This is a genomic window from Myxococcales bacterium (assembly GCA_016706225.1).
GTDB lineage: Bacteria > Myxococcota_A > Polyangia > Polyangiales > Polyangiaceae > JADJKB01.
This window is the reverse complement of sequence record JADJKB010000022.1, coordinates 24826-47549: the sequence shown is the minus strand read 5'-3', so window position 1 is coordinate 47549 and position 22724 is coordinate 24826. Positions and strand designations below refer to the sequence as shown.

Genomic DNA, 22724 nt, shown 5'->3' with positions numbered 1-22724 from the left:
CTAGAAACCAGTGTACGGCAGTTGCGCGCTAGCGCGTCAACTGAACTAGACTGGGACTACCGTGGCGAAGGTCCTCGTCGTCGATGACCAAGAAGCAGTGCGAACCGCGCTGTCGTTGCTGTTCGACCTGCATGGGCTCGAAGTTCTCGCGGTGCCCACGGCGGAGGCGGCGCTCGAAGCGGTGCGCACGGCCGACATCGGTGTGGTCGTGCAGGACATGAACCTGGCTGCGAGCTCGACCAGCGGCGCAGACGGCATCGATCTCTTTCGCAAGATCCGCGGCCTGGACCCCGAGCTACCCGTGGTGCTCATGACCGCCTGGACTTCGCTGCAAACGGCCGTCGAGCTGGTGAGGGAAGGCGCCGCCGACTACCTGGGAAAACCCTGGGACGACGCCAAGCTGGTGCTCAGCGTCCAGAACCTGCTGCGCATGCGCGCAATCGGGGAAGAAAACGCACGCCTCCGCGGTCGAGCAGCGCGCGAGCGAGCCGGGCTCGCGCAGAAGTTCGAGCTATGTGGCTTGCTCTACCGGAGCACGACCATGCACCAAGCGGTGTCGCTGGCGGTGCAGGTGGCGCGCGCTGACGTTCCCGTGCTCGTGACCGGAGCCAATGGTGCGGGCAAGGAGAAGATCGCGGAGATCATCCACGCCAACTCACCGCGACGCGGGCATCCGTTGGTCAAGGTCAACACGGGAGCCCTGCCGGAACAGCTCCTGGAGGCGGAGTTGTTCGGAGCCGAGGCGGGGGCCTTCACGGGCTCCACCAAGCTACGCTTGGGTCGGTTCGAGGCGGCCCATGGCGGCACGCTCTTTCTCGACGAGATAGGCAATCTCTCCGTCGCGGGACAAATGAAGCTGCTGCGGGTGCTGCAGAGCGGCGAGTTCGAACGTGTCGGCAGCTCGACGACGCGCAACGCCGACGTGCGCGTGGTGAGTGCGACTAACACCGATTTGCGCGCCGCCATCGCTGCCGGCAGCTTCAGGGAGGATCTCTTCTTCCGCCTGAACGTGATCGAGGTCCGTGTCCCACCCCTCTGTGAACGCGTCGAGGACGTGCTGCCGCTGGCTCGGCACTTCGTGCAGCTGCACGCGAGCGCCCGACGAGACGAGAGCGAGCCCCCTCCGGAGCTCGGTGCGGACGCCATCGCCGCCCTCGAGGCGCACGACTGGCCGGGCAACGTCCGCGAGCTCGAGAACCGGATCCAGCGGGCGCTTCTGGTGTGCCAGTCCCGCGCCATCGGCGCGGCCGACCTGGACCTGACCCGCTCGGCGTCGGAGCCCGCGCCGCAGCGCGATGCCGCACCGAGCACGAGCGATCCGCTGTCACAAGCCGAGCGCCGTACGATCGAGGAGAGCCTCGTCCGCGCTCAAGGGGTCGTGGCCCGAGCGGCGGCGGAGCTCGGTCTCAGCCGTCAGGCGCTGTATCGACGCATGGAGCGCCTCGGCATCGAGCTCGAGCGCAAACCCAAGAGCTGAGCCTCGGCGAGGCGCGCCGCCGCGCGCTGGACACGTGTTCGTCCGGCGGCGCACTCCAGCGCGACGCATGCAGCACGCTCACCCCGCCAGCGCACCCTCCAGCGCTGCGACCACCTGCTCGACCTCCGCCGGAGTGTTGTAGTGCACCATCGAGACGCGGACGACCCCGCCCCGCGCGCGCAGTCCGAGCACGTCGATGAGCCGCCGTGCGTAGAAGTCACCGTGCCGAATGCCGATGCCGGATGCGTCAACTGCGCGCACTACACTCTCGGGATCCCGCGCTTGCGGGACGAAGCTGATGGTCGGCACGCGCAGGGAGGCGTCCGCGCTCGATTCACCGAGCAACGTCACGTCGCCACGTGAACGCAGGAACGCCAACAGTTGTTCGGCGAGCGCCGCCTCGTGGGCAGCCACCGCCGCGTAGGTCCGCTCGAGTGCCTCCGCATACGTCCCGGCGCCGACTCCGCCCCCAAGCTCGAGCAGGTACGCCTCCACTGCCGGGAGCGACGCAACGAGCTCGAAACAGACGTTGCCGGGTTGCAGCTTGTAAGGGAGCTGATCGGCCAAGAACTCGTGGTTGATGTTCGCGAGCTCTTCGAGATGCCTGACCGGCGCGACCAGCGCGGCGAGGTGGGGTCCGTAGACTTTGTAAAGGCTGAACGCGTAGTAGTCCGCTTCGAAGGCGGGCAGGTCGAGTCGACGGTGCGGCGCATAGGCGACCCCATCGACCAGGAGGCGTGCGCCCGCCGCGTGCACACGCTGCGCAACCTCCCGCACGTCGTGGATGGTCCCGAGCACGTTCGAGCAATGGGTCATGCACACCAGCCGCGTTCGCGGGCCGAGCAAAGGCTCGAGGTCCTCGACGGAGAGGGTCTGGGAGGCGCGGTCGAGCCGCCATTCTCGGATCACGACACCGCGGGTCGCAAGCCGCCGAAACGGTCCGATGTTCGCCTCGTGATCCGCGTCGGTCACCACGATCTCGTCGCCCGCTCTCAGTCCCGGCGACATGGCGAGCGCCAGGTTCGCGAGCAGCTGAGTCGTGGACGAACCGAGCACGACCTGTCGGTCGTCGGCGGCCGAGACCAGCCGGGCGATCGCTCGGCGGCCCTCGAGCACATGAGCCGAGGCGGCCTCCGAGACCGCGTAGCTTGCTCCAAGCTGAACGTTCCGTTCCAGCAGGTGCTCGCGCACCGCGTCGGCAACCGCGCCAAGGCACTGCGAGCCACCGGCGTTATCCAGAAATACCGTCTCGCCTGCCAGCGCCGGAAACGCGGCGCGGACTCGCGACAAATCGAGTTGCACCATCAAGCCTGCTTATCCCACACAAACGCCGCTGTTGGTTGTATCCTGACAGGATGTCGGCGCCGAACTACAAGCCCCCCGCCACCGAGCGGGCCGGCCATGCACGGCAGGCCGCCGCGGGCGACAAACCCACGGTGCTCGTCATCGACGACGACGAGGACGTGGCGAAGGCGTACGGCAAGGTCCTCGAGTCCGCCGGGTTCACCGCGATCGTCAGGACCGATCCGACCGACGCTGCCCTGGAGGTCGTCTCCCAGCGCTTCGACGCGATCGTCAGTGACATCAACATGCCGAAGATCTCCGGCACCGATCTGCTCTCGGTCGTACGTTCGTACGACGCCGAGGTCCCGGTCATTCTGGTGACAGGCCAGGGCAGCCTCGAGACCGCGATCGAAGCCGTGGCGCTGAGGTCGACCGAGTACTTGCTCAAGCCCGTCGAGCCCCCGGTTCTCTTGCGCGCGGTGCGCAAGGGCATCGAGCGCGCCGAGTCGTTGCGGCCGGCGCAGGCACCACCGGCCCCGTCCGCGGCGCTGGTCGACGACGCCTTGAGCCAGATGTGGCTCGCCCTCCAGCCGATTCACGCGACGCGCGGCCAGTTGTTCGGTTACGAGGCGCTGTTGCGCAGCGACCATGCGTCGCTCTCCCGCCCCGATCTCCTGCTCGCCGCGGCGGCTGACGCGGATCGGCTGCAGGCACTGGGCCGCCGTGTGCGTTCGAAGGCGGCCGAGGTGGCCCTCACGCTGCCGGCAAACCTCTCGTTGTTCGTAAACCTGCATGTGTCCGACCTGCTCGACGACGAGCTGTTCGATGCGGCGTCCCCGCTCGGAATGGTCGCAGAGAGCGTCGTGCTCGAGGTGACGGAGCGCCAGCAGATCGAGGACGTCGCCGACATCGGCTTGCGCCTGTTGAGGCTGCGGAACCTCGGGTTTCGGATCGCCGTCGACGATCTTGGAGCCGGTTACTCCGGTCTCAACAGCCTCGTCTTGCTCGAACCAGATCTGGTCAAGATCGACATGGCGCTCGTGCGCAACGTGAACGAGTCGTTCATGCGCCAGAGTGTGATCAAGAGCCTGGTCGAGCTCGCGCGCGCCACGGAGATCGCGGTCGTCGCCGAAGGCATCGAGACCGTCGCGGAGCGGGACTGCGTGGCTCGCTTGGGTTGCAACTACATGCAGGGCTACTTGCTGGGAAAGCCCGCGCGCGGACTCGGAACAACGGGCTGAAGTCAGGGTTATCGGTCCAGAGCGAGCAACCCTCGAACGGTGTCCCACAGCTCGGTGGCCACATCGACCTTGTTGAGTACCCGAACCACGCCCAGGCTCTCGGCTTCCCGACGCAGGTCCGCGGTGACGTAGCCGGAGACCAAGATCACCGGGAGCTCGGGGCTGACCTCCCCGGCGATACGCGCAAGATCGAGCCCCGAAAGGTGCGGCATGCTGAAGTCGACAGCCAGCAGATCGAACTCGCACGGTTGTTTTCGAAGCGCGTCGGCGGCTTCGCGTGGGTCCGAGAACACGGTCGTGCGACAACCCTCTCTTCCCAACAGACGAGCGGCAGCGCGCAAGACCGCGAGATCGTCGTCGACGTAGAGCACGTGTTTTTCTCCGGTAGGTGGCCGCGAGGAGAGCCGCCGGCTGGGCACCACCGACCGAGGCGCGAGCTCGGCCGACTGCGGGAAGAACACCCGCAAGGTCGTGCCACACCCAGGCGTGCTCTCGACCTCCACCGCGCCGCGATGCGCGGCAACGATGCCCTGCACGACGGAGAGTCCGAGGCCCGTCCCGGCGCCGACCTCGCGGGTCGTGAAGAAAGGCTCGAAGATTCGCCGCTGCGTCGCCACGTCCATGCCGACGCCATTGTCGGAAACACTCAGCACGACATGAACTCCCGGTGTGAGCTCTCCGGGCAACTTCGCAACCATTGCAGAGTCGAGAGCGCGCGCGGACACCTCGAGCTCGATCCGCGGCGCGCTCATGGGCCGGTCTTGGATCGCAAGCCAGGCGTTCGTGCAGAGGTTGATCACGACCTGGTGCAGCTGCCCAGCATCGGCCAGGACCGTTGGCGTCGTAGGGTCCAGCTGGGTGGTGAGCTCGACTCCCGCCGGCAGCATCGCGCGGATGAGCCGGCTCGCGTCGAGCGCCACTGCCCCGAGCGACACCGGACCGAGCTTCTGGGGTTGCCTCTGCTTGAGCGCAGTGAGCTGTTCGACCAGGCGTTTTGCGCGGAGCCCCGCCCGCTGGATGTCCTCGAGGCTCTCGGTCGCCGGGTGATCGGTGGGCAGCGCCGCCTGCACCAACCACAGGTTGGCCATGATGGAGGCCAATATGTTGTTGAAGTCGTGGGCGATGCCGCCGGCCAGCGTGCCGAGCGAGTCCTGCTTGTGAGCGCGGAGCAACCGCTCGTCGAGCAACTGCTGCTCGCGACGCTGCTCCTCACGCTCGGTCACGTCTTCGTACCAACCGACCACGCCGATCACGTGCCCCTGGGCGTCCACCAAAGGGGATTTGTGGGTCTCACACAGCCGCTCACCCTTGTCGAGCAACCGCTGCGTCTCGACGATGGGCGAGACTGGCACGCCGCTCGTCATCACCCTGCGGTCATCGGCACGGAACGCCTCCGCTTGCTCTGGCGTCCACGGCAAGTCGGTGTCCGAAAGGCCGACCACGTACTCGCCCGAAGGAAAGCCCGAGCGCGACGCCTGCTCGCGATTGGCGCCCACGTAGATCGAGTCCCGATCCTTCCAGAAGATGGGGAAGGGCAGCGCATCGACCGCGCACTGAGCAAACTCCAGCCTGCGCCGTAACTCGACGATCTCCGCGCGCAGAGCCTCGAGCTCTGCCGCCGTGCCTTCGTCGGACATCACCGTCAACCCTAGCAGATCCCGCGACGTCGCGCGGAGCGGGCGGTCATCCGCTTCTAGTCGGCGCGCGAAGAAATCGCCGCATGCAGAGCGCGACGTGGCTCGCCGCGGGCGACCTGGCGTGAGCTCTGTCCGGGTCGTTGGATCCCGACCGCAGCGGAGCCGCTCTTCATGAATCTCGCGGGAGCCATTTCGGCGTCGCCGCGAGTGCGAACGTATGGGCGTTTGCCGCCGCCAGCCCCGGGCTTGCCGCGACCGGCGCAGCTCATTGACGGCCCAGCTCGCCGAGGTCACGCCGCGCGCCCTTGGCTCGTTGGGTGAGCGAGAGCCCCAACGCGACGAGCGCGAGGGCCGGCCAGCCCGCGTCGCGGTCTGGCGTTCGGCGCCCGACGCCACAGCTGGCGTTCTCCTCGGCGGTCGCGCCGTTGCCGACCTCTTCGTCCGGCAGGTCGCGGACCTCGACGCCGTGACCACCGGCGCTGCCCGGGGCGTTCCCGCCTGCCGCGCCGCCTGAGCCTGCCGCGCCGCCGGCTGCCCCGCCGCCGCTGCCCGCCACGCCGCTCGCGCCCGCGGCGCCGCTCGCGCCCGCTGCGCCGCCGCCGCTCGCTGCGCCGCCCGCGCCCGTGCCTCCGAGTGGTGGACCGTAGAGCTCGTAGATGGCGGAGACGTCACCGGGCGTCAGCTTCCAGACGTGACTGATCTTGCTCCCGTCTTTGCGCAAGAGCACGGGCCCGTTCGGGTGGCACAGGCTGAGATCGTTGCTGTCGTATTGCATCACGGAGTCGATGTTGTACTCGTGCACCGGGACGCAGTTCTTGCAGATCTTGAACTGGTTGGCGCATCCGGGCTTGTCGGCGATGTTCTCCAACTTGACCAGGATGTACTTGTCGCGATCGGCGCGCCGCTGTTCGTGATTCAGGCCGAGCACGTGCCCGAGCTCGTGGAGCGCCAGCGGCATCGAGCTCGACTTTGCCAACGTCACCCTCGAGTTCGATCCGGCCCTGTATCCGACATGATTGGTGATCGGAACGGCACCGGCAGCGACGATGAGACGTGGACTGTCGCTGGGCTTGGCCGGCTCGAAGCGAACCCGAGACTGGGTCTTCGTCTGCCAGTTGCTCATCGCCTGCAAGACCGAGCCCTTGCTGGCGGCGTCGAGCGACGGGTCGATGACGTAAGGGATCCTTCCATTCGGCCACACCGCGTAAACCTCGTTGGCGCCCTGCTCTGCCAGGCCCATCGGGCTCGATCCTGGGCCGGATGGCGGATCGTCGAGTGTGCACGGCACCTCGAGGTGGGACTGCTCGGAATGCGCCGCCTCTTCGGCGTCGGGCCCAGCGCAGCACGTGACGAACAGACCGAGCCCCATGACCAAGACCTTCGACTTCATGCGGACCTCCGTGACGCTCGACCCGACCCTTGCAAGCAGCGAGCCGCAACTATTCCCGCGAGATCGGGGCGGGGCGCTGCGTCGCTACCGCCAACTCGCGCTCCGCGACGCCAACTGCCCGTTGGCAGTCCGCAGCGGACCAGCGATCGGCCGGATGGGAGGTAAGGCTCAACGAAGAGGATGAAGACTGCGACTGAACTGAGCTCGGACTCGGTGTCGCGTCCAAACCCATAGGCCCCAAACGCTCGAAAAACGCGCTCTCCTGCGTTGCTGAGGCCCCAGGCTCCCGTCCCAAGTACGTTCGCTTGATCAGCGAGCCCAGCCCGAAGCTCCTCGGGACGACGTTGTCGATTGCGCACCGTCCGGCTTCGCACGACCCGGGCTGGCCGTTGGACGTCCTGCGCGCCCGTGAGATAGTTGGCATGACAAGTACTTTCCGAGAAGCGCGCCCCCCCATCGAGCGCGGCTCGTGCTCGGGTAGAATTGCGCGCCGGGCGGAGGCTCAGACTGCGAGGTCCAAGCGGTCCCGGTCAGGCAGCTCCGATCGCCTCCTCACGGTGCCGCTCCCTCTTCCGGCACCACCTTCGGCGCTGCGCGGCTGCGCGCCGCGCAGCGAGTCGGTGAACAGCCGAAGCCAACGCGTCTCCCTCACCCCACCGGCCGCCGCACCACCTTCTCCAAACAAATCCTCGCCGCCGGCTCAAAGCCCGCTCGCTGAAAGAACTTGATCAGATCCACCTGGTCCCACTCGATCTGCGTCTGCAGGCGCTCGATGCCGAGCGCCGCCAAATTCATCTCGAGCTGGCGCATCAGCGCGGCGCCTACGTGTTGGCCGGCGAAGACGGTGGAGACGCCGAGGGAGTCGAGGCTCGCGATGGGTTCGGGTTGGCCGAACTCGCCGTAGTAGAGGCGGCCCATCAGGAAACCGGCGGGTTCGCCCTTGATGAAGGCCGCGAGCGAGATCTTGATGCCGGTGTCCTTCGCGACCTCGGCCAGCTTCACCTTGTAATACTCGCGCCGCTGCTTGCCGCTGTGCTGCGAGTCCACGCGGATGATCCAGTCGAGATCTTCGGCGCGCAGGTTCCGCACCTCCACGTGATCGGTCTCGAGGGTTCCGGGCTGGGGATTGAGCTCTTGCATGTCACTGGCCTCCTGGGCGGATCATCTTCGACGGGATGGAGTAGTAGCGGCGTGGGGTTGGGGTCCCCACGCGGGGTGTGGGGCGGAGCCCCACGTTGAATACCGGCGAGGCCGGCGCATGGCTGCGGTGCAGGTCGCGATGGTCGCGCGGCGTGGCCAGTTGCGGATCATCAAAGGGTCCCTCACGCCTGCGCTTGCGCCAGCACCGCCGCCGCGCGCCCTTTTCGCTCCAGCTGCTCGTAGCGGTACGCGCCGAGCAACCCGGCGCCGATGGCGCCCGCCAAGATCCCCTCGGGGAACGTCTTGATCACGATCTCGGCGTGCTTGCGCGGGCTCTTCTTGGTCTTCTCCTCGGCGAAGATCTGCTCCACCGCCGCCACCATGCCCACGTCGCGCGACAGCCCGCCGGTCACCACCACGTTGCCCTCGGCGCCGACCGCGCGCAGGAGCTGCACCAGGCGTCCGCCGATGCTCAGGTGAATGCCCTTCAAGATGTCCGAGGTGCTGATGCCCCGCGCCACCATGTTGATCACGTCCGTCTCCGCGAGCACCGCGCAGATGCTCGACACCTTCTCCGGGCTCTCGCTCTTTTTGCTGAGCTCGCCCACGTCGTCCAGCGGCACGCCCAGGTAACGCGCGATGTTCTCCAGGAACTGACCGCTGCCGCTCGCACACTGGCTCGTCATGCGGTGCGACATCACCCGCCCGTCCTCGTTCATGCGCAGGCCGCGAGCGTGCAGGCCGCCGATGTCGAGGGCCGCGCGGGCCGTCGGATCCAGAAACAACGCGCCGCGAGCGTGCGTCGTCATGCTGTAGAAGTGACCGGTGCGGAAGGTCACCGCGTCGCCGTCGCCGGTCGACGCGATGTAGTCGAAGTCCTTGGCCTTCACCCCCGCGGCGCCGCAGGCCTCTTCGAAGGCGGCGCTCACCACGTCCGCGACCTTGCGCCGCCGGATGCGCTGCACCACCTGGGCGAGCAGCGTGCCGTCGCTGCCGGCGCGGCTCCTCAAGATCGCGACCTTGACCGCGCTCGAGCCGGGGTCGATGCCGATTGTCAGATGTTCACGGGCTACCATCTTCCTCGACTCCTCACTCTGCCGAGGCCGCGACGGCGGCTCCGGCTCGAAGGTTCTCCACGAACGTCGGCAGAATCGCCGGGCGCCCCGCCTCCAGATCGTCCACACCGAAGAGCGCAGCTCCGAGCGCGCCCATGTAGATGCTGTCGGGGTGGGCGTTCAGCACCGTCTGTTTGTCGTAGTTCTCGTCCACCAGCTCCCGCAGCACCTTGGTGGCCATCGGGTTCTTGCACACGCCACCCGTGAACGTGAACTCGTTGCTGATGCCGCCCGAGCGCGCCAAGAGTGACATCGCCCTGAGCATGATCGAGCGGTGCAACCCCGCGAGGATGTCCTCGCGCCGTTCACCGAGGCCCAGCCGCTCCCGCAGCTCGGCGCCGGCGAACACCGTGCAGGTGCTGTTGACCTTGACCACGCGCTTGGCTCCGAGCGCCAACGGTCCGAGCTCGTGCAAACCGAGGTTCAGCTCGTCGGCGATGTACCCGAGATAACGCCCGCAACCGGCCGCGCAGCGATCGTTCATCTGGAAGCTGGTCACGACACCGTGGCCGTCGACCTGAATGGCCTTGGTGTCCTGCCCGCCGATGTCGAGCACCGTGCGCGTGCCCGGAAACACCCGGTGCGCTCCGCGCCCGTGGCACAAGATCTCGCTCTTCACGGCTTGTTTGGGGAAGGGGAGCGTCTGCCGCCCATAGCCCGTGCCGACGAAGGACATCTCTTCGATGTCCTGGGTCGCCGCGCTCTCGACTGCTTCGAGCAACGCCTTGCCGGCGCGGCTCTGATCTTCGGCGGTCATGCGCCGCGCGGCCTTGCGGAGCGTCGTGCCGAAATCGCGGCTCTTGAGCCGGGTCTCGACGTCGAGGATCGCGCGGTCGAACACGCCGGTCAGGCGCTCGTAGTTCACGAGTCCATTGCTGGCCGCCGCGACGCGCTCCGCGGCGCTCATGTAGCTGCTCGAGGCGAGATCCCGGAAGAAGTCGCTCTTGCGTCCGCCACCCTCGCCGAAGAGCCGGTTGGCTTCACTCTCCATCGACTCGAGGACGTCCTTGATGGCAGGCAACAGCTTCTGCCGATCGCTGATGAACGACAGGCTCTTCAGCACCTTCTGCATCTCTTCGTGCAGATCACCCAGCTCGTCGAGGTACGTCTCGAGCCGGAACGCCTCGCGCAGCGCGTGCTCCCGCGCCCGGGGATCCCCGCCCAGCTCGGCCTCACGCTCCACGAGCGCGCGTTCGAGCATGGTGAAGCGGGCGGCGGTCAGCGCCTCCTCCCGCGCGACGGCACACGCCACCTCGTAGTTCGAGCGGCTGTTGGTGATGCCCTTGCCCACGATGCGCCGCTCTTCATCGAGCAAGATGGCCTTCGTGGTGGTGGAGCCCAGATCGACGCCGACGACGACTCTCATGCGCTGGCCCTCGCTTTGCGAGCTTCCAGCATCTGCAGGTAGCTCTGGACACGGTTCTCGATGTTGGCCTTGCCGAAGTAGCGCGGGTCCACCAGATCACTCTCGATGAAACCACCCGGTACGCCGGTCTTCCGCTCGAGCTCTCGCAGCATCAAGAGCTGCCCGGCGCTGAAGCTGTTGCAGCTCTTCACGCTGTTGATCAAAAACCCGTCCGCCTTGTACTTCTCGATGTAGCTGGCGAGCAGCTTGGTGCGCATCGGCAGGTTCAGGTTCGTGTAACAACCGAGGCAGTAGTCGGCGAGCGTGCCGATGGGATCCTTCGGGTCGTGGCGGAAGCCGGTGTCGTAGAGGCCGCCGACGCGGGTGTACGTGCTCGACACGACGGTCGCGCCCTCGCGGCTGAACATGCGCCAGAAGTCGAAGAAGTTGGTCCAGTTGGGCGGACCTTCCACCACCAGGCGGTACTTCTCCTCCGGGGCGTCGCCGTCCGGCGTGACCGGGCCCTTGCCCTCTTTCACTCGCTGCTCCACCTCGCGGCGCAGCATCGCGTAGTAGTCGCACGCATCTTGAGTGCCGCGGAAGGCGCTGAAGATCGGGCCAATGTAGTAGACCCCACCGAAGTAGCCGTCGATGGGCGAGGGCGTGTTCTGCGCGCTCTCCCACACCGCGACCAGATCGTCTTCGGCCTTCTTCGACCGCTCCAACAGCTCCGACAGCCGGTCGAGATCGAGCTTCTTGCCTGCCGCCTTCTCCAGCGCCGGGATGACCTCGCGCTCGAGCTGGTCGATGACGTAGGTGCGCATCTCCTTCGTTATGTGCCCGTCACCCTGGTAGGGCACATGCAGCATCGCGACCGGGCACTTGTACTCTTCCTTCAGGAGCTCGAACCACTTCATGAAGGTGAAGCAACCGGTGTACGAGAGCAGCAAGATGTCGGGGTTTGGCAGCTTCGTCCCGGTGGGGCCGATGTTGCCGCTCTTCATCATGCCGATGTCGCACTTGACGTAGGTGCACACGTCCTCGCTGTGACCGAGCTTCTCCGCCTCGGTGATGTAGTTGCCGCTCAGTTTGCGCATGCCGCTCTGCAGCGCGTTGATCTCCGGCAGCACCGGCAGCATGTCCAGAGCCAGCATCAGCTCCGTCAAGTTCCCCGGTACGAAGGTGTAGGCAACCTTGCGGCCGTCCTCGTTGGCGGTCGAGAGTTTGTCGAAGTGGTTGGCGATCATCGTCTTCTGACGAAGCTGGCTGTCGTCCTTCGCGGCCTCGGCGTCGACTTGGCGGGGTCTTGCGATGTGCGTCGGGGTCGGGGTGGTCATGCTGCGCTCCCCCAGAGCTTCACGGCGTCCGAGAAGGCTCCGGCTTGTTCCCGGATCACTTGGAATTGTCCGGTGTTTTCTGCAAATTTCAGGCTGGTGTGTGGAATGTTCGCGCGGTCGAGGGCGGCTTCGAGCATCGGCTGATCGAGCAGCGCCGGGTCACAGAACGAGGCGGCGGCGAAGATCACGCCTTCGGCCTCGACGGCTTGCACGCTGTTGATGAGCGCACGGCCCTTCTCCTCGTCGGCAATGTAGCGGGAGGCCGTCGCCTGACCGCGTTTCAGGAACGCCATCGCGATGGCTCGCATCGGGTCCTCGCTCGGGCCGCACTCGATGTCGCCGTCGATGTAGCGCAGGCCCAGCTGGAAATCGTCGTCGACGATGTCACAACCCGCGGCTTCCAGGGTCTTGATGAGCCCGAGGGGAGGCTGCTCGCAGAACGACCCGCGCACGAGCACTCGTACGTTGTCGTAGACGCGGGGCGCGCGCTCCCGAGCTGCCGCGACGAACTCGCGCACCAGCTTCTCGTGCTCCGCGGCCTCGAGGTTGCTGCCGGCGCGGGCGATCAGGTAGGCCTCCGAAGCGCGCACCCGGAAGGGCTCCTTGATGCGCATCGTGTCGAGCTCGGCGAGGGCCCGGCGCCGGGCGTTCTCCGCGACAATGGCGGCCCGCATCTTGTCGGCGTCGTATTTCCAGGCGCCGCGGGCCGTGAGGTCGCCGAGGATGCGAGTCATGTCGTTCACGTAGAACTTGCCGCCCAGCTCCGGGTCGAAGTTCTGCGGTAGATCCACGTAGCTCGCGTATTTGTCCGGGAACAGCATCTGCCACATGCCCGAGAGGTTCCGGATCACGTCGCAGATGCTGGGGAAGAGCACGCCGTCGAGCGAGTCGAGGGAGCCGTTCAGCGCCAGCTCCAGCGTGCTCCGGGGAATGTGGCAGATGTACGACTGATAGAAGCTGTCGCCCTTGATGATGTCGACCTGATCGCCCCCGCCGAACATCGCCACGGGCAGCACGCCGATGCCCTCGAGCATCGGGCGCGGCACGTAGATCGGCATGTAACCGACGGCGAGCTGACCGGGATGGTTCTTCTTCCAGCGCACCACCTCGGCGAGCCTGAGGTCGTCGACCAGCAGCCGCGCGCGTTCGATGACGGCGGCGGCGGGATCGGTCTCTTTCTTGTCGGATTCATGCTCGGTCAACGGACACCTCCGGTGGGCACCGTGTGACGGGCGCCAGGGTTATCGGAACGAAGTTTCTTGCGGGCGGCCTTCGGCGCTGCCGCCGCCGACACACCGAAGTTGGCGACGCGCTCGATGGTCTCGGCCAGCTCCTCGGGACTGCCATGCCGCCGAGGCTCGTACCAGCCGTAGGTCCAGTTCAGCATGCCGAACAGGCAATACGTGTTGCGCTCGACGTCGAGGGGGTTCGGATCGTCACCGCGGCTCTCCGCCACAGCGGCCACGATCTCCCGGGCGATGGCGAAGTAGCGTTCCTTGCGATCGCGGATCTCGTTGCGGCGCGACGCAGGCAGCGCCGCGGCCTCGTGGATCAGCACGCGCATCAGGTACTGGCGGTTCGCGAAGAAGCGCACGTGGTTGAGGACGAACTCGTGCAGGCGCTCACTCGGGTCGTCGAGGCCGTCGAGGGCGTCTTGGGCGGCGGCCAGCATCTCGTCGAAGGCGTCGCGCTGGATCAGGTAGAGCAGGTCTTCCTTGCAATCGACGTAGTTGTAGAGGGTGGCCGGCGCGCGCTTCGTCAGCTTGGCCAGATCCCGCATGCTCATGCCGTGGAAGCCGTGCTCGGCGAAGGCGCGGGCCGCCGCGGCCAGGATCTCCGTCATGCCCGCGCTCGGATGCTCGGTCATGCGTCCCTCCAGACGGGCTTCTGTTTGGCCAGGAAGGCGGTGATGCCCGCGTTGCCGTCGTGGCTCTCCAGCAGCCGCGCCAGGTAGAGATCTTCGATCCGCGCGAGCCGGTCGCCGACCGCGTCCGCCGTGTCCGACCCGATGCGCAGTGCCTCGACGGATTGGCGCAGCGAGTAGGCGGAGAGCTCCTTCAGATTGGTGGTGAACCAGGCGAGGGCGTCGGCGAAGGGGTCGGCGCCTTCGGCGGCGAGCTTCGTGGCGAACCCGATGCGCTCGGCTGTTGTCGCGTCGAGCTCGCTGCCAGTGAGCAGCAGTCGTTCCGTCCAGGTGTGCCCCAGGCGCCCGGGCCCGAGGGCCGCGAGCACGGGCGGGAACACCCCGAGCTTGATCTCGGGGCAAGCGAAGATGGCGCGGTCGCTCGCGAACACGAAGCGACAGGCCAGGGCCACCTCGAACGCTCCGCCGAGACAGCGCCCTCGCACGACCGCCGCGGTCGGCACCGGGTAACCGACCATGCGCCGGATCAGCGCATGGAAGGTCCCCAGCATGGCCTTGGCTTGATCTTTCTGGTGCTCCTCGACGCTGGCGCCAAAGCTGAAGTGTTTGCCGGCGCCCTCGATGGTCACGAGCTTCAGGTGTGCATCGCTCTCGTGCTGGCTCAGCGTTTCGTCCAGCTCTCGCATGACGGCGCCGCTGAGCACATTGCCCGCGTCGCGTTCGAAGACGACGCGCAAGAGCGCGCCGTCCTCCATCAGCTCCGAGCGGACGAACGAGCTCACGGGTTCTTCTCCCAGCCGGCCCGCGCCGAGGGTTTCAGCACGTCGCTGATCAGCTGCCGATCGAAGCGCGAACCTTCGGCCATGCGCTTGCGCATCAGCACGAAATCGATGTCACGCTCGTTGCGGTCACCGAAGTGGAAGGCCGGGAAACCGGCGGCCGCTTCGGTGTTCATGTTGAGCGCCAGCCACGAGCGGTTGCTCTCGCTGTTCTGCTGCCAGTGCATGAGCTTCTTCTTGCGGGCGCTCTCCAGCGTCTTCCGGGTGCAGTCCGGGAAGGTGTAGAGCAGCTTGGTGGCCAGCTGATCGACCGCCTTGTCGAGCAGCGACAGATCGAGGGTGCATTTGCCCGCGAGCTCCTTGGCGGCGTCCTTGTCTTTGCCCTCTTTCCACTCGCCGTAGACGAGGCGACCCATGTCGTCGAGGTAGCGATCCGTCACGGCAAACGGGTTCGGGATGAAGCTGCCGTCGGCGCTCTTGTGGGTCGGGGCGATCTCGTTCACGAGGCCGATGCGCAGGGCCTTGTGCGCGCTCCAGGGCTCACACAAGACGAGGCTCTCCACTGCGCGGGAGAAGCCGACGTAGATGTCGAGAAAATCCGTCGAGCCGCCGTCGGGCGCCGACCCGTGTTTGGGGCCGGCCTGTCCGAAGCGGGCGTGGTCGCCGGCGACGGAAAAATCGCAGGCCATGCCGATCTCCTGTCCGCCGCCGATGCGCATGCCGTTCACGCGGCAGATCACGGGCTTGTCGCAGATCAGGATGTTGGTGACCATGTCGTTGAAGAGCCGCATGTATTGCAGGTACTCGAGGGGTCGGTTCGAGTAGTAGGTCGCGTACTCCTCGGTGTTGCCACCGGTGCAGAACGCGCGGTCGCCGACGGCGGTGAACACCACGTTGGTGGCGGCGCGGTCACAGCTCGCCCGGCGGAACGCCAGGATGACCTCCTTCACCGCGGCGGTGGTGTAGCTGTTCAGCTGCTTCTCGTTGTCGAGCGAGATCCACACCTGGTGCAAGCCGTCGATGGCCTTGCCCTTGTCGTCGAGCACGGGACGCTGCTCGTACTTGATGTGGCGGAACTCGTAGCCGGGGAGGATGTCGTGGCTGAGGAGTTGGGTCATGGGGATTTCTTCTTTCTTCTGCACCGTTCCATCTGGTGGGGCTTGGCGTCAGTTCCCGGCATCCAGGTGCCGCCGCCGGCCTCGCCGGATTTTCTGGTCTTCTCTCTGTTCCGATCGTGATCTGACTTGGGCAAGACGGTTGAAGTGGTTCCTTACAAAACCTCCGACCTCGGAGAAATATTCATTGACGGTCTGATCAAACTTTGGGATCCATCACCAAGCGCTTGGCGAGCTTGTGTTCTGCGAGCGCTTTCATGTGCTCGTTGATTTTCGACATCGGCGCGCGTTCGATGAAGGGCTCGAGCACGACCTTGCCGTCGTAGATCAGCTTCAAAACGGCGGGATAGGCCTCCACCGGGCAGCCCCAGGAGCCGTGCACCGAGGCGTCGAAGGCCATCAGGTTCGAGAGCCGCACGTTCACCGATTCGCGGGTGAAACCGACGATCATCAGCGTCGCGCCGTTCGACAGCAGCGTGTACGCGAGGGTCTGTCCGGGAGCCGTGCCGCTGCACTCGAAGATCTTGTAGCCGAGGCTCGGGATGCCCCACTCCTTGGCCTTGCCGTGCAGCTCCTTGCGCACGTCCTTCACCTCGCGCCCCTTGACGTTGCAGGTGTGGTCGAAGCCGAGCGATGCGAGCCCTGCCAGCCGTTCTTCGTGCACGTCACACACGACGGTCTTGGCGCCGAGCGCCTTGGCGATCTGCGCGGTGAAGCCGCCGACGCCGCCACCACCGATCACGAAGGCGACGTCACCCGCCGCGAGGCCCGAGCGCTTGACCGCCTGGTACGCCGTCGACACCGCGTCGGCGACCACCGAGAGGGAATCGGTCTTCACACTCGCCGGCGCGTCGGCCAAGGACACCATGCTGGCGCCCGGCGCGACGATGTGCGTCGCGAAGCCGCCGTTGATGTCGTTGCCCGGCATCTTTTGCTTCAAACAAGCGTTGCCGCGACCCGCGCGGCAAAAGGCGCAATCGCCACAGGGCATGACGGAGGGCACGAGCACCTTCTGCCCGATCAGCGTCGTGTAGCGAGCGCCCGCCGCTCGAACGACACCGACCACCTCGTGACCGAGTACGATGGGAAGCGCCATGCGCGGCGCGACGCCGCCCTCGGCAAAACCCAGATCGGTGTGACAGAGGCCGCAGCTCTCGACCTCGACGATGACCTCGTCCGAGCCCGGCTCAGCGAGCTCGACGCTCTCCTTGACGAGCGGCTTGCCCGTCTCCTTCAACACCCAGGCTTCGTTTCGGAACCCCATTCGTGGCCTCCCACGAACGTTCGTACGGGTCGCCGGGTGGCCGGGAAATGACTTCCATCAAGATCGCGGGAACCCGTTGAAATTGCTCGCCGTGGACGTCGAAATCGAAGGTCGCGGGCCCACGAAATTCGCATGGGGCGGGCGGGTCAGCGTGACGTCAACACGCATTCCTCGGTCAGCCCTCTTGCCCCGGCGGGTCTAGCCGAAGCTGTCGACGAGCGCTTGCGTCGCTTGCCAGAGCCGCTCGGCGAGCGCGTCGTCGCGACCGAGGGGCGAGGTTTCCGCCGGCTGGCAATCCGCGTAGTAGCGACCGGCGGCGTCCGTCGCCGAAGGGTGGGCCGCGAGCAAGCACTGGGTGGCCGCGCCCTGAGGGATGGTCTTGACCCTGCTCGGGTCCATCTTCTCGAACATGCCCTGAACCCGCTCGGGGTTGTTGCGGCCGAGGTTGGTCTTGATCACGCCAGGGTGGAGCGAGCTGGCGACGCGCTTCGTACCGCGAAAGCGCCGGTGGAGCTCGCGGGCGAAGAGGATGTTCGCGAGCTTCGACTGCCCGTAATGCTTCCATGCCTCGTAGCTCTTGCGTCCGGCCAGGTCGTCGAGCTCGACCCCGACCTCGGGAGCCATGTGGTGCGCGCCGCTGCTGACGACGACCACGCGGCCGCTCGCGCTCAGGGAGTCGAGCAACCCGTTGACGAAGATGAAGTGGCCCACGTGGTTCGTCATGAACTGCAGCTCGACGCCGTGAGCCTCCCTGCGCTCGGGGAGTGCCATGATGCCCGCGTTGCAGACGATGGCGTCGAGCTCTCGGCCGAGGCCACGGATGGTCTCCACGGCCGTGAGCACCGAGCTCGGCTCGCTGAGCTCGCAGGCAACGGCGGCGCCCGCGACTCCGTGCTCGTCGAGGGCGGCCTGGGCCTTCTCGGCCGTTCGCGCGGCTCCGATGACGAAAGCCCCGCGCCTCGCCAGGACGCGCGCCGTCTCTTGGCCGATGCCCGAATTGCAGCCCGTGACGACGACTGTCTCACCCTCGAGGGAGATCCCGTCTGTGACGTCGTCGGCGGTGGATGAGAAATCAAAGTCGGGCATGGGTCCTCCTGCCGCGTGAGCCTACATGGCCGCGCGCCGATCGCTCAGGGCTCACACCAAAGGCGGTACTTCCACGCGTAGAGGCCTGGGTTGGGGCCCGACCAGCTCGCGCCGCCGCTGGAGCTGTAATAGTAATTCTGAGGGGTGCCGCTACCGATCGGGAACCAGGTTCCGTTCGCGCCATCGTAGTAGAGCCAGTACTGCGTGCCGCTCGCCAGGACGGTGAGCGGGAGGTTGACGCCCTGCCAGCCAACGGCCGCGCTGACCGTGAAGGCGCCGCTCGCGAGGAAAGCTCCGGGAAGGCCCGCGGCGTCTGCACGCAGACCGAGCGTGGTCTGACCCGTGCCCGGGCCGTTGCCCGTGTAGATCTCCAAGCGCCGAACCTTCAGCGGTGATGCCGGCGTGAACATCAACGCGAAGACGTTGGAGTTGTCGACGTACGAACCGAGGCTGGTGTCGTCGTTCTGGGCCAGACACTTGACGAGGCAAGCGCCCCCGACGCAGGTGCCCGAGATGCAGTCCGTGTCCGTCCCGCAGGTGCCCGGACAGCTCGAGCTGGTGCCGCTGCAATAGTAGGGCGCACAGCTGGGTGAACCCGGTTGCCCGGCGGGCACCACGCTGCAGCTGCCCACGTTGCCGCTGACCGCGCACGAATCACACGCGCCGCCGCACGGGGAATTGCAGCAAACTCCGTCGACACAGTTGCCGCTGGTGCACTGGTTGGCGCCGCCGCAGACTTGCCCGTTCGCCTGCTTCGGCTTGCACGTGCTGCCAGAGCAGTACGCCGTTGCGGCGCAGTCGACGTCCGCAGCGCAGCTGGTGCCGCATGCATCGCCTGTCGGCTTGCAGAGATAAGGGCTGCACGAAGTCGCCGGCGGCGTATTGCAGGTCCCGGTCCCAGTGCAGGTCGAGGCCGCGGTGGCGCTGCCGGCGGTGCACACCGCAGCGCCGCAAACGGTCCCCGACGGGTACACGTTGCAAGCCGGTGTGGTCGAGTTGCCGTTGCAGCCCGTGCCGTTGACGCCGCAGGTCGCGGCTGCCGTGGTCGCGCATTCGGTGTCGGGATCGGTGTCCTTGGTCACGGGCGCACACGTGCCGTTCGCGACCGTCGTCTTGGCCAGCTTGCAGGCCTGACACGGGGAGTCGCAGGCCGTGTCGCAACACACGCCGTCGTCGGCGGGACAATACCCGCTCAGGCACTCGCCCGCCGCGCCGCACGCCGCGCCGCCGGTCTTTTTGGGCACGCACTTGCCAGCGTCGCAATAGGTTCCGGCAGAGCCGATGCAGTCCGCGCTGCTGGTGCATGCCGCGCACGTCCCCGGCCCGGCGCCGGCGTCGCTCGGCCCTGCCTCGATGCTGGCGTCGCCGGCACCCGCGTCACTGCCTCCGCCGTCCGAGCCCGACTTGCAGAACCCCGACTCGCAGTCTGCGGCGCCGCCGCAGCTCTGCGCGTTCTTGCAGGGCGGACAGCTGCCACCGCAGTCGATGTCCGCTTCGGTCCCGTTCTTCACGGAGTCCGTGCACGTGGCGGGGACACATTTGTTGCTGACGCACACACCGTCAGTGCAGTCCGTGCCGACGACGCATGCGACGCACGCCCCCGCGCCGTCGCATACGGCGCCGCCGGTCTCGGTGCAGGTCGTGCCCTGCGCTGCGTCGTTCTTGCCGCAGCTGCCCGCGTTGCACGTCCGCTGGCTGCACGTGGTGTCGTTGCCGGGACACTCGGCGGCGCTGGTGCACTCCGGCGCTCCCGCGCTGCCGCCCGAGCCGCCTGTCGCCCCCGCGCTGCCGCCCGAGCCGCCTGTCGCCCCCGCGCTGCCGCCAGTCCCAGCGGTCCCCCCCGTCGTTCCCCCGCCGCCGGTCGCAGCGCTTCCGTCCGGTCCTCCGGTCCCCCCCACGCCGCCCGGGCCTCCGGAGCTCGAGTCGCTCGCGCTGCAGGCTGACAACAGACACAGGCCAGACGTCACGAGAGCCAGCGCGAGTTTCGTCATCGGAGCAAGGTACGCCGCTGAATCACGAATTGCAAAGCAGGTCCAGGTTGCGCCTCGCACTCGTGCTCTTCGCGCACCTGCGGGGTCGTGCGCTCCGCCCGGCATGCTCTGCGCAGAGCGGGTCGATGCGTGAATTGCCTGCGTGCGCGCCGGTGCGTCAGCACGCCGCCGTTCACTCGGGCTTCGGTTTTCGCGGCGGCATCTTCAGGCTCTCTGCCGGGTACTTCGCCTTCATCGTCTCTTGTGCCGCGGCGGCCCAGTCCATCAAGCTTCGCTTCTGCGTGTCGTTCAAGATCGCGTAGCGGTGGATCAGCGTGTAGGACGAAAGTGGCATCTCGTCCTCGCGCACTTCCTTCTGGATGTCCCCGAGGCGCTTGAACATGCGGTTCGGCGGGTAGGTCTCGAGCTCGTCGAAGTTGAGCGCCCGTTTTCCTTCGCTCACGTGATTGGCCAGCCACCACGCCACGGGTTGGAGGTTGCTGTACCAGGGGTACACCGTGTTGTTGCTGTGGCAGTCGTAACAAGAGGCCTTCAGCAGGGTCATCACGTCGTCGGGGACGGGGAACACCTTGGTGACCTCGTGGCCCGACGGCTGCGAGGACTGGTTCTTCGCCGGGCGGAAGACCTGAATGGCCACGAAGCCGATCAGCAGCGACAAGGCGATGGGCTTGCGCTTGGCCTTGATGCGGGAGAGGAGTTTCTTCATCGAGCTCGCCGACGAGTAACGCCGTTGTCCGCGCGCCACGAGTGATTTGCGTCAAGTCGGTGTGGGAACCCCCAAAATGTTGCCGCGTGGCGCGGATGGTTCGCCCGACGCTGGAGGTGCAGCGTCGTTCCGATGTCTCCGGGGAGGCGCCGCCGCGCGCTCGCGCCAACGGGGAAGCGAGTGACGCAGTCCTCCGCCTGTTCCGTCGCGCCGCCGCCGTCGCGGCATCAGCACTTTACGCGCGTCGGTCCGAACGGACGCGATTTCGCGACCCGCGGTCCATGTTAGTACTCGGCTCGCCGCTCGAATCGCAAATCCTGGTGGCGGAGCAGGAGGCGCTGTCGCAGGTCGGCCCGCAGTGCCAGCTGCAGGAGCACGCCGAGCACCCCAGCACACGCGCTTGACGCGCCCTGCGATCGAGGTTGGAAAAGCGTTCATGACTCAGCGATTCCGCGCAGCGCTCCTCGGCTTGATCGCCCTTGCGTGCTCCAAGAGCCAACAGGTCGAGCAACAGGCGAAGGCCGAAGGCACATCGCCATCCTCCGCTGTTCCCCTCGCCGCACCGAGCGCGAGTGCCCGCGAAAGTCCCAGCGCGGCGGTCGCGTCGGCAGGGCCGTCCGCGTCAGCGGCTCCGTCGCCTCTGCAGTATCCGGTCGAGTTCTGCGGCAAGAAGCTCGGCAAAGAGACGACGGCGATCAACTGCCAGACCGAGGCGGTGGTCGATGCCCCTCAGGATCTCGCCGCGCTCGCCGCGCTCCCGAAGTTGCGCTCCCTCACCATCGCGAGCGGACCGGCGGGGATGCCGGCGCGAGATCTCTCGCCGCTGGCCGGGCTGACGGAGCTGCGCGAGATCGTGATTCTCGAGATCAGAACCAAGAGCCTTGCGCCCCTCGCTGGTCTCACCAAGCTGGAGAAGCTGGTCCTCATCCACACCGACGTGGACGATCTCACTCCGCTGGCGAAACTCACCCGACTGCGAGTGCTGGACCTGTCTTGGGCGCGGAAGGTGAGCGATCTGTCCGCCCTCGGTGGCTTGCACGAGCTCGAGAAGTTGACGCTTCCCGGGGTCAACGTCGGTGATCTGAGCCAGCTCGAGCCGCTGGGCAAGCTGAAGGAGCTGAGCCTCGCCTCGACGAAGGCGACCGACCTGACGCCGCTCCAGAAGCTTCCCGAGTTGCGTGAGCTCGACCTCGACGGCTGCAAAGAGCTCACGGAGCTCGCGCCGCTGTCCAAGATGAGCAAGCTCGAGCGCCTGCGGCTCGGCAATACCAAGGTGACCGACCTGACGCCCCTCGCCAGCCTGAGCTCGCTGACTGCCCTCCAGGTCGCCCGCTGCAAGCTGACCGACGTCTCTCCGCTCGCCAAGCTGAGCACGCTGGAGCACCTGAACATCTCCGACACTGGGCTCGCGGACGTCTCACCGATCTACGGGCTCACCCAGCTCAAGACCCTCGAGGTGTACGGCACGCGCATCCCCGAGTCCCAGAAGGAGGAGCTCGCGGCCAAGCTGCCGTCTACGAAAATCCACAAGTAAATGTCCGCGCAGCGCGCGTGGGCGTCACCGACCTATCGCTCTAGCCACGGTTGCGCGAGCCAATGTGGCTGGGTACGAATGGGTGACGAGCGCCGACCACGCTGCGAGTGCCGCGAAAACCAGGATCAACGCCGTCAGCGTGACGGTCGGGACGACAGGCCCTTGGACCGCCCAAAAAAAGCCATGAGTTGGGCCCGGGACACGAGGGTCGCAGTCGTACAGCCCGCCGCCGACCACGATATCGTCGATGTGATCGCCGTGCTTGTCGGCCACAGTGAAGGCGATTCCAAACGCGGTGTCCTTTCGCTTCGCGAGATCAACGGCCGGCGGGCGTAGGCACAGGGAAGCGGGGAGGGTACGCGGCATTGGGCGCCCTCGCCTCCGAGATACTTAGCATGACAAGCTTTGCGTGGCGCGAG

General features: G+C 66.8%; 18 protein-coding genes. 3 read left to right on the top strand and 15 right to left on the bottom strand.

Features of this window, described 5'->3' with window-relative positions; genetic code table 11:
• Positions 1 to 61 precede the first annotated feature (61 nt).
• The gene (locus tag IPI67_31340; protein ID MBK7584668.1) at positions 62 to 1477 is read left to right on the top strand and encodes a sigma-54-dependent Fis family transcriptional regulator; all 1416 of its coding nucleotides are present in this window, start codon (positions 62 to 64) and stop codon (positions 1475 to 1477) included.
• Between the two features lie 78 nt (positions 1478 to 1555).
• Here IPI67_31340 and IPI67_31335 read toward each other — a convergent pair whose 3' ends face one another.
• Complete coding sequence (locus tag IPI67_31335; protein MBK7584667.1) at positions 1556 to 2782, bottom strand: cysteine desulfurase-like protein; 1227 nt, start codon at positions 2780 to 2782, stop codon at positions 1556 to 1558.
• 50 nt (positions 2783 to 2832) lie between these two features.
• Between IPI67_31335 and IPI67_31330 the strand changes: the two genes are divergently transcribed.
• Positions 2833 to 4002, top strand: coding sequence for an EAL domain-containing protein (locus tag IPI67_31330; GenBank protein ID MBK7584666.1), 1170 nt, complete (start codon positions 2833 to 2835; stop codon positions 4000 to 4002).
• 8 nt (positions 4003 to 4010) lie between these two features.
• Here the strand turns inward: IPI67_31330 and IPI67_31325 are convergent, their stop codons facing one another.
• The 14 genes from IPI67_31325 to IPI67_31260 all read right to left on the bottom strand — a co-directional run bounded on the left by IPI67_31325 (position 4011) and on the right by IPI67_31260 (position 20771).
• Positions 4011 to 5639: a PAS domain-containing protein gene (locus IPI67_31325; protein ID MBK7584665.1), complete on the bottom strand. Its 1629-nt coding sequence runs from the start codon at positions 5637 to 5639 to the stop codon at positions 4011 to 4013.
• Between the two features lie 265 nt (positions 5640 to 5904).
• Positions 5905 to 7029, bottom strand: coding sequence for a hypothetical protein (locus IPI67_31320; protein ID MBK7584664.1), 1125 nt, complete (start codon positions 7027 to 7029; stop codon positions 5905 to 5907).
• A gap of 648 nt (positions 7030 to 7677) precedes the next feature.
• Positions 7678 to 8169, bottom strand: a complete 492-nt coding sequence (locus IPI67_31315; GenBank protein MBK7584663.1) for a GNAT family N-acetyltransferase — start codon at positions 8167 to 8169, stop codon at positions 7678 to 7680.
• Between the two features lie 182 nt (positions 8170 to 8351).
• Positions 8352 to 9245, bottom strand: coding sequence for a benzoyl-CoA reductase subunit D (locus tag IPI67_31310; GenBank protein MBK7584662.1), 894 nt, complete (start codon positions 9243 to 9245; stop codon positions 8352 to 8354).
• A 13-nt stretch (positions 9246 to 9258) separates the two neighbouring features.
• The gene (locus tag IPI67_31305; protein ID MBK7584661.1) at positions 9259 to 10650 is read right to left on the bottom strand and encodes a benzoyl-CoA reductase subunit A; all 1392 of its coding nucleotides are present in this window, start codon (positions 10648 to 10650) and stop codon (positions 9259 to 9261) included.
• Positions 10647 to 11966: a benzoyl-CoA reductase subunit B gene (gene bcrB, locus IPI67_31300; protein ID MBK7584660.1), complete on the bottom strand. Its 1320-nt coding sequence runs from the start codon at positions 11964 to 11966 to the stop codon at positions 10647 to 10649. Before bcrB ends, IPI67_31305 begins: the two co-directional genes overlap by 4 nt.
• Positions 11963 to 13168: a benzoyl-CoA reductase subunit C gene (gene bcrC, locus IPI67_31295; GenBank protein ID MBK7584659.1), complete on the bottom strand. Its 1206-nt coding sequence runs from the start codon at positions 13166 to 13168 to the stop codon at positions 11963 to 11965. Before bcrC ends, bcrB begins: the two co-directional genes overlap by 4 nt.
• The gene (locus IPI67_31290) at positions 13165 to 13833 is read right to left on the bottom strand and encodes a TetR family transcriptional regulator (protein MBK7584658.1); all 669 of its coding nucleotides are present in this window, start codon (positions 13831 to 13833) and stop codon (positions 13165 to 13167) included. Before IPI67_31290 ends, bcrC begins: the two co-directional genes overlap by 4 nt.
• Positions 13830 to 14612 (bottom strand): enoyl-CoA hydratase/isomerase family protein, encoded by a 783-nt coding sequence (locus IPI67_31285; protein MBK7584657.1) that lies wholly within the window; start codon positions 14610 to 14612, stop codon positions 13830 to 13832. Before IPI67_31285 ends, IPI67_31290 begins: the two co-directional genes overlap by 4 nt.
• Positions 14609 to 15727: a 6-oxocyclohex-1-ene-1-carbonyl-CoA hydratase gene (oah, locus tag IPI67_31280; GenBank protein ID MBK7584656.1), complete on the bottom strand. Its 1119-nt coding sequence runs from the start codon at positions 15725 to 15727 to the stop codon at positions 14609 to 14611. Before oah ends, IPI67_31285 begins: the two co-directional genes overlap by 4 nt.
• A gap of 196 nt (positions 15728 to 15923) precedes the next feature.
• Positions 15924 to 16988: a 6-hydroxycyclohex-1-ene-1-carbonyl-CoA dehydrogenase gene (gene had, locus IPI67_31275; GenBank protein ID MBK7584655.1), complete on the bottom strand. Its 1065-nt coding sequence runs from the start codon at positions 16986 to 16988 to the stop codon at positions 15924 to 15926.
• Positions 16989 to 17186: 198 nt separating this feature from the next.
• A complete protein-coding gene (locus IPI67_31270) occupies positions 17187 to 18074 on the bottom strand; it encodes an SDR family oxidoreductase (protein MBK7584654.1) in 888 nt (295 codons plus the stop codon).
• A 44-nt stretch (positions 18075 to 18118) separates the two neighbouring features.
• Positions 18119 to 20065 carry a hypothetical protein gene (locus IPI67_31265; GenBank protein MBK7584653.1) on the bottom strand — a complete coding sequence of 649 codons (1947 nt, stop codon included), beginning with the start codon at positions 20063 to 20065 and terminating at the stop codon, positions 18119 to 18121.
• A 172-nt stretch (positions 20066 to 20237) separates the two neighbouring features.
• The gene (locus IPI67_31260) at positions 20238 to 20771 is read right to left on the bottom strand and encodes a heme-binding domain-containing protein (protein ID MBK7584652.1); all 534 of its coding nucleotides are present in this window, start codon (positions 20769 to 20771) and stop codon (positions 20238 to 20240) included.
• A gap of 436 nt (positions 20772 to 21207) precedes the next feature.
• On the opposite strand from IPI67_31260, the gene IPI67_31255 reads away from it, so the two are divergent.
• Positions 21208 to 22305 carry a hypothetical protein gene (locus tag IPI67_31255; GenBank protein MBK7584651.1) on the top strand — a complete coding sequence of 366 codons (1098 nt, stop codon included), beginning with the start codon at positions 21208 to 21210 and terminating at the stop codon, positions 22303 to 22305.
• The last annotated feature ends 419 nt before the right edge of the window (positions 22306 to 22724 follow it).

What these genes read in the sequence shown, in the direction of transcription:
- oah (MBK7584656.1), bottom strand. Translation starts at nt 15,727, where the DNA reads ATGACCCAACTCCTCAGCCACGACATCCTCCCCGGCTACGAGTTCCGC.
- IPI67_31325 (MBK7584665.1), bottom strand. Translation starts at nt 5,639, where the DNA reads ATGTCCGACGAAGGCACGGCGGCAGAGCTCGAGGCTCTGCGCGCGGAG.
- IPI67_31270 (MBK7584654.1), bottom strand. Translation starts at nt 18,074, where the DNA reads ATGCCCGACTTTGATTTCTCATCCACCGCCGACGACGTCACAGACGGG.
- had (MBK7584655.1), bottom strand. Translation starts at nt 16,988, where the DNA reads ATGGGGTTCCGAAACGAAGCCTGGGTGTTGAAGGAGACGGGCAAGCCG.
- IPI67_31330 (MBK7584666.1), top strand. Translation starts at nt 2,833, where the DNA reads ATGTCGGCGCCGAACTACAAGCCCCCCGCCACCGAGCGGGCCGGCCAT.
- IPI67_31335 (MBK7584667.1), bottom strand. Translation starts at nt 2,782, where the DNA reads ATGGTGCAACTCGATTTGTCGCGAGTCCGCGCCGCGTTTCCGGCGCTG.
- bcrB (MBK7584660.1), bottom strand. Translation starts at nt 11,966, where the DNA reads ATGACCACCCCGACCCCGACGCACATCGCAAGACCCCGCCAAGTCGAC.
- IPI67_31315 (MBK7584663.1), bottom strand. Translation starts at nt 8,169, where the DNA reads ATGCAAGAGCTCAATCCCCAGCCCGGAACCCTCGAGACCGATCACGTG.
- IPI67_31255 (MBK7584651.1), top strand. Translation starts at nt 21,208, where the DNA reads ATGACTCAGCGATTCCGCGCAGCGCTCCTCGGCTTGATCGCCCTTGCG.
- IPI67_31265 (MBK7584653.1), bottom strand. Translation starts at nt 20,065, where the DNA reads ATGACGAAACTCGCGCTGGCTCTCGTGACGTCTGGCCTGTGTCTGTTG.
- IPI67_31260 (MBK7584652.1), bottom strand. Translation starts at nt 20,771, where the DNA reads ATGAAGAAACTCCTCTCCCGCATCAAGGCCAAGCGCAAGCCCATCGCC.
- IPI67_31305 (MBK7584661.1), bottom strand. Translation starts at nt 10,650, where the DNA reads ATGAGAGTCGTCGTCGGCGTCGATCTGGGCTCCACCACCACGAAGGCC.
- IPI67_31310 (MBK7584662.1), bottom strand. Translation starts at nt 9,245, where the DNA reads ATGGTAGCCCGTGAACATCTGACAATCGGCATCGACCCCGGCTCGAGC.
- IPI67_31290 (MBK7584658.1), bottom strand. Translation starts at nt 13,833, where the DNA reads ATGACCGAGCATCCGAGCGCGGGCATGACGGAGATCCTGGCCGCGGCG.
- IPI67_31320 (MBK7584664.1), bottom strand. Translation starts at nt 7,029, where the DNA reads ATGAAGTCGAAGGTCTTGGTCATGGGGCTCGGTCTGTTCGTCACGTGC.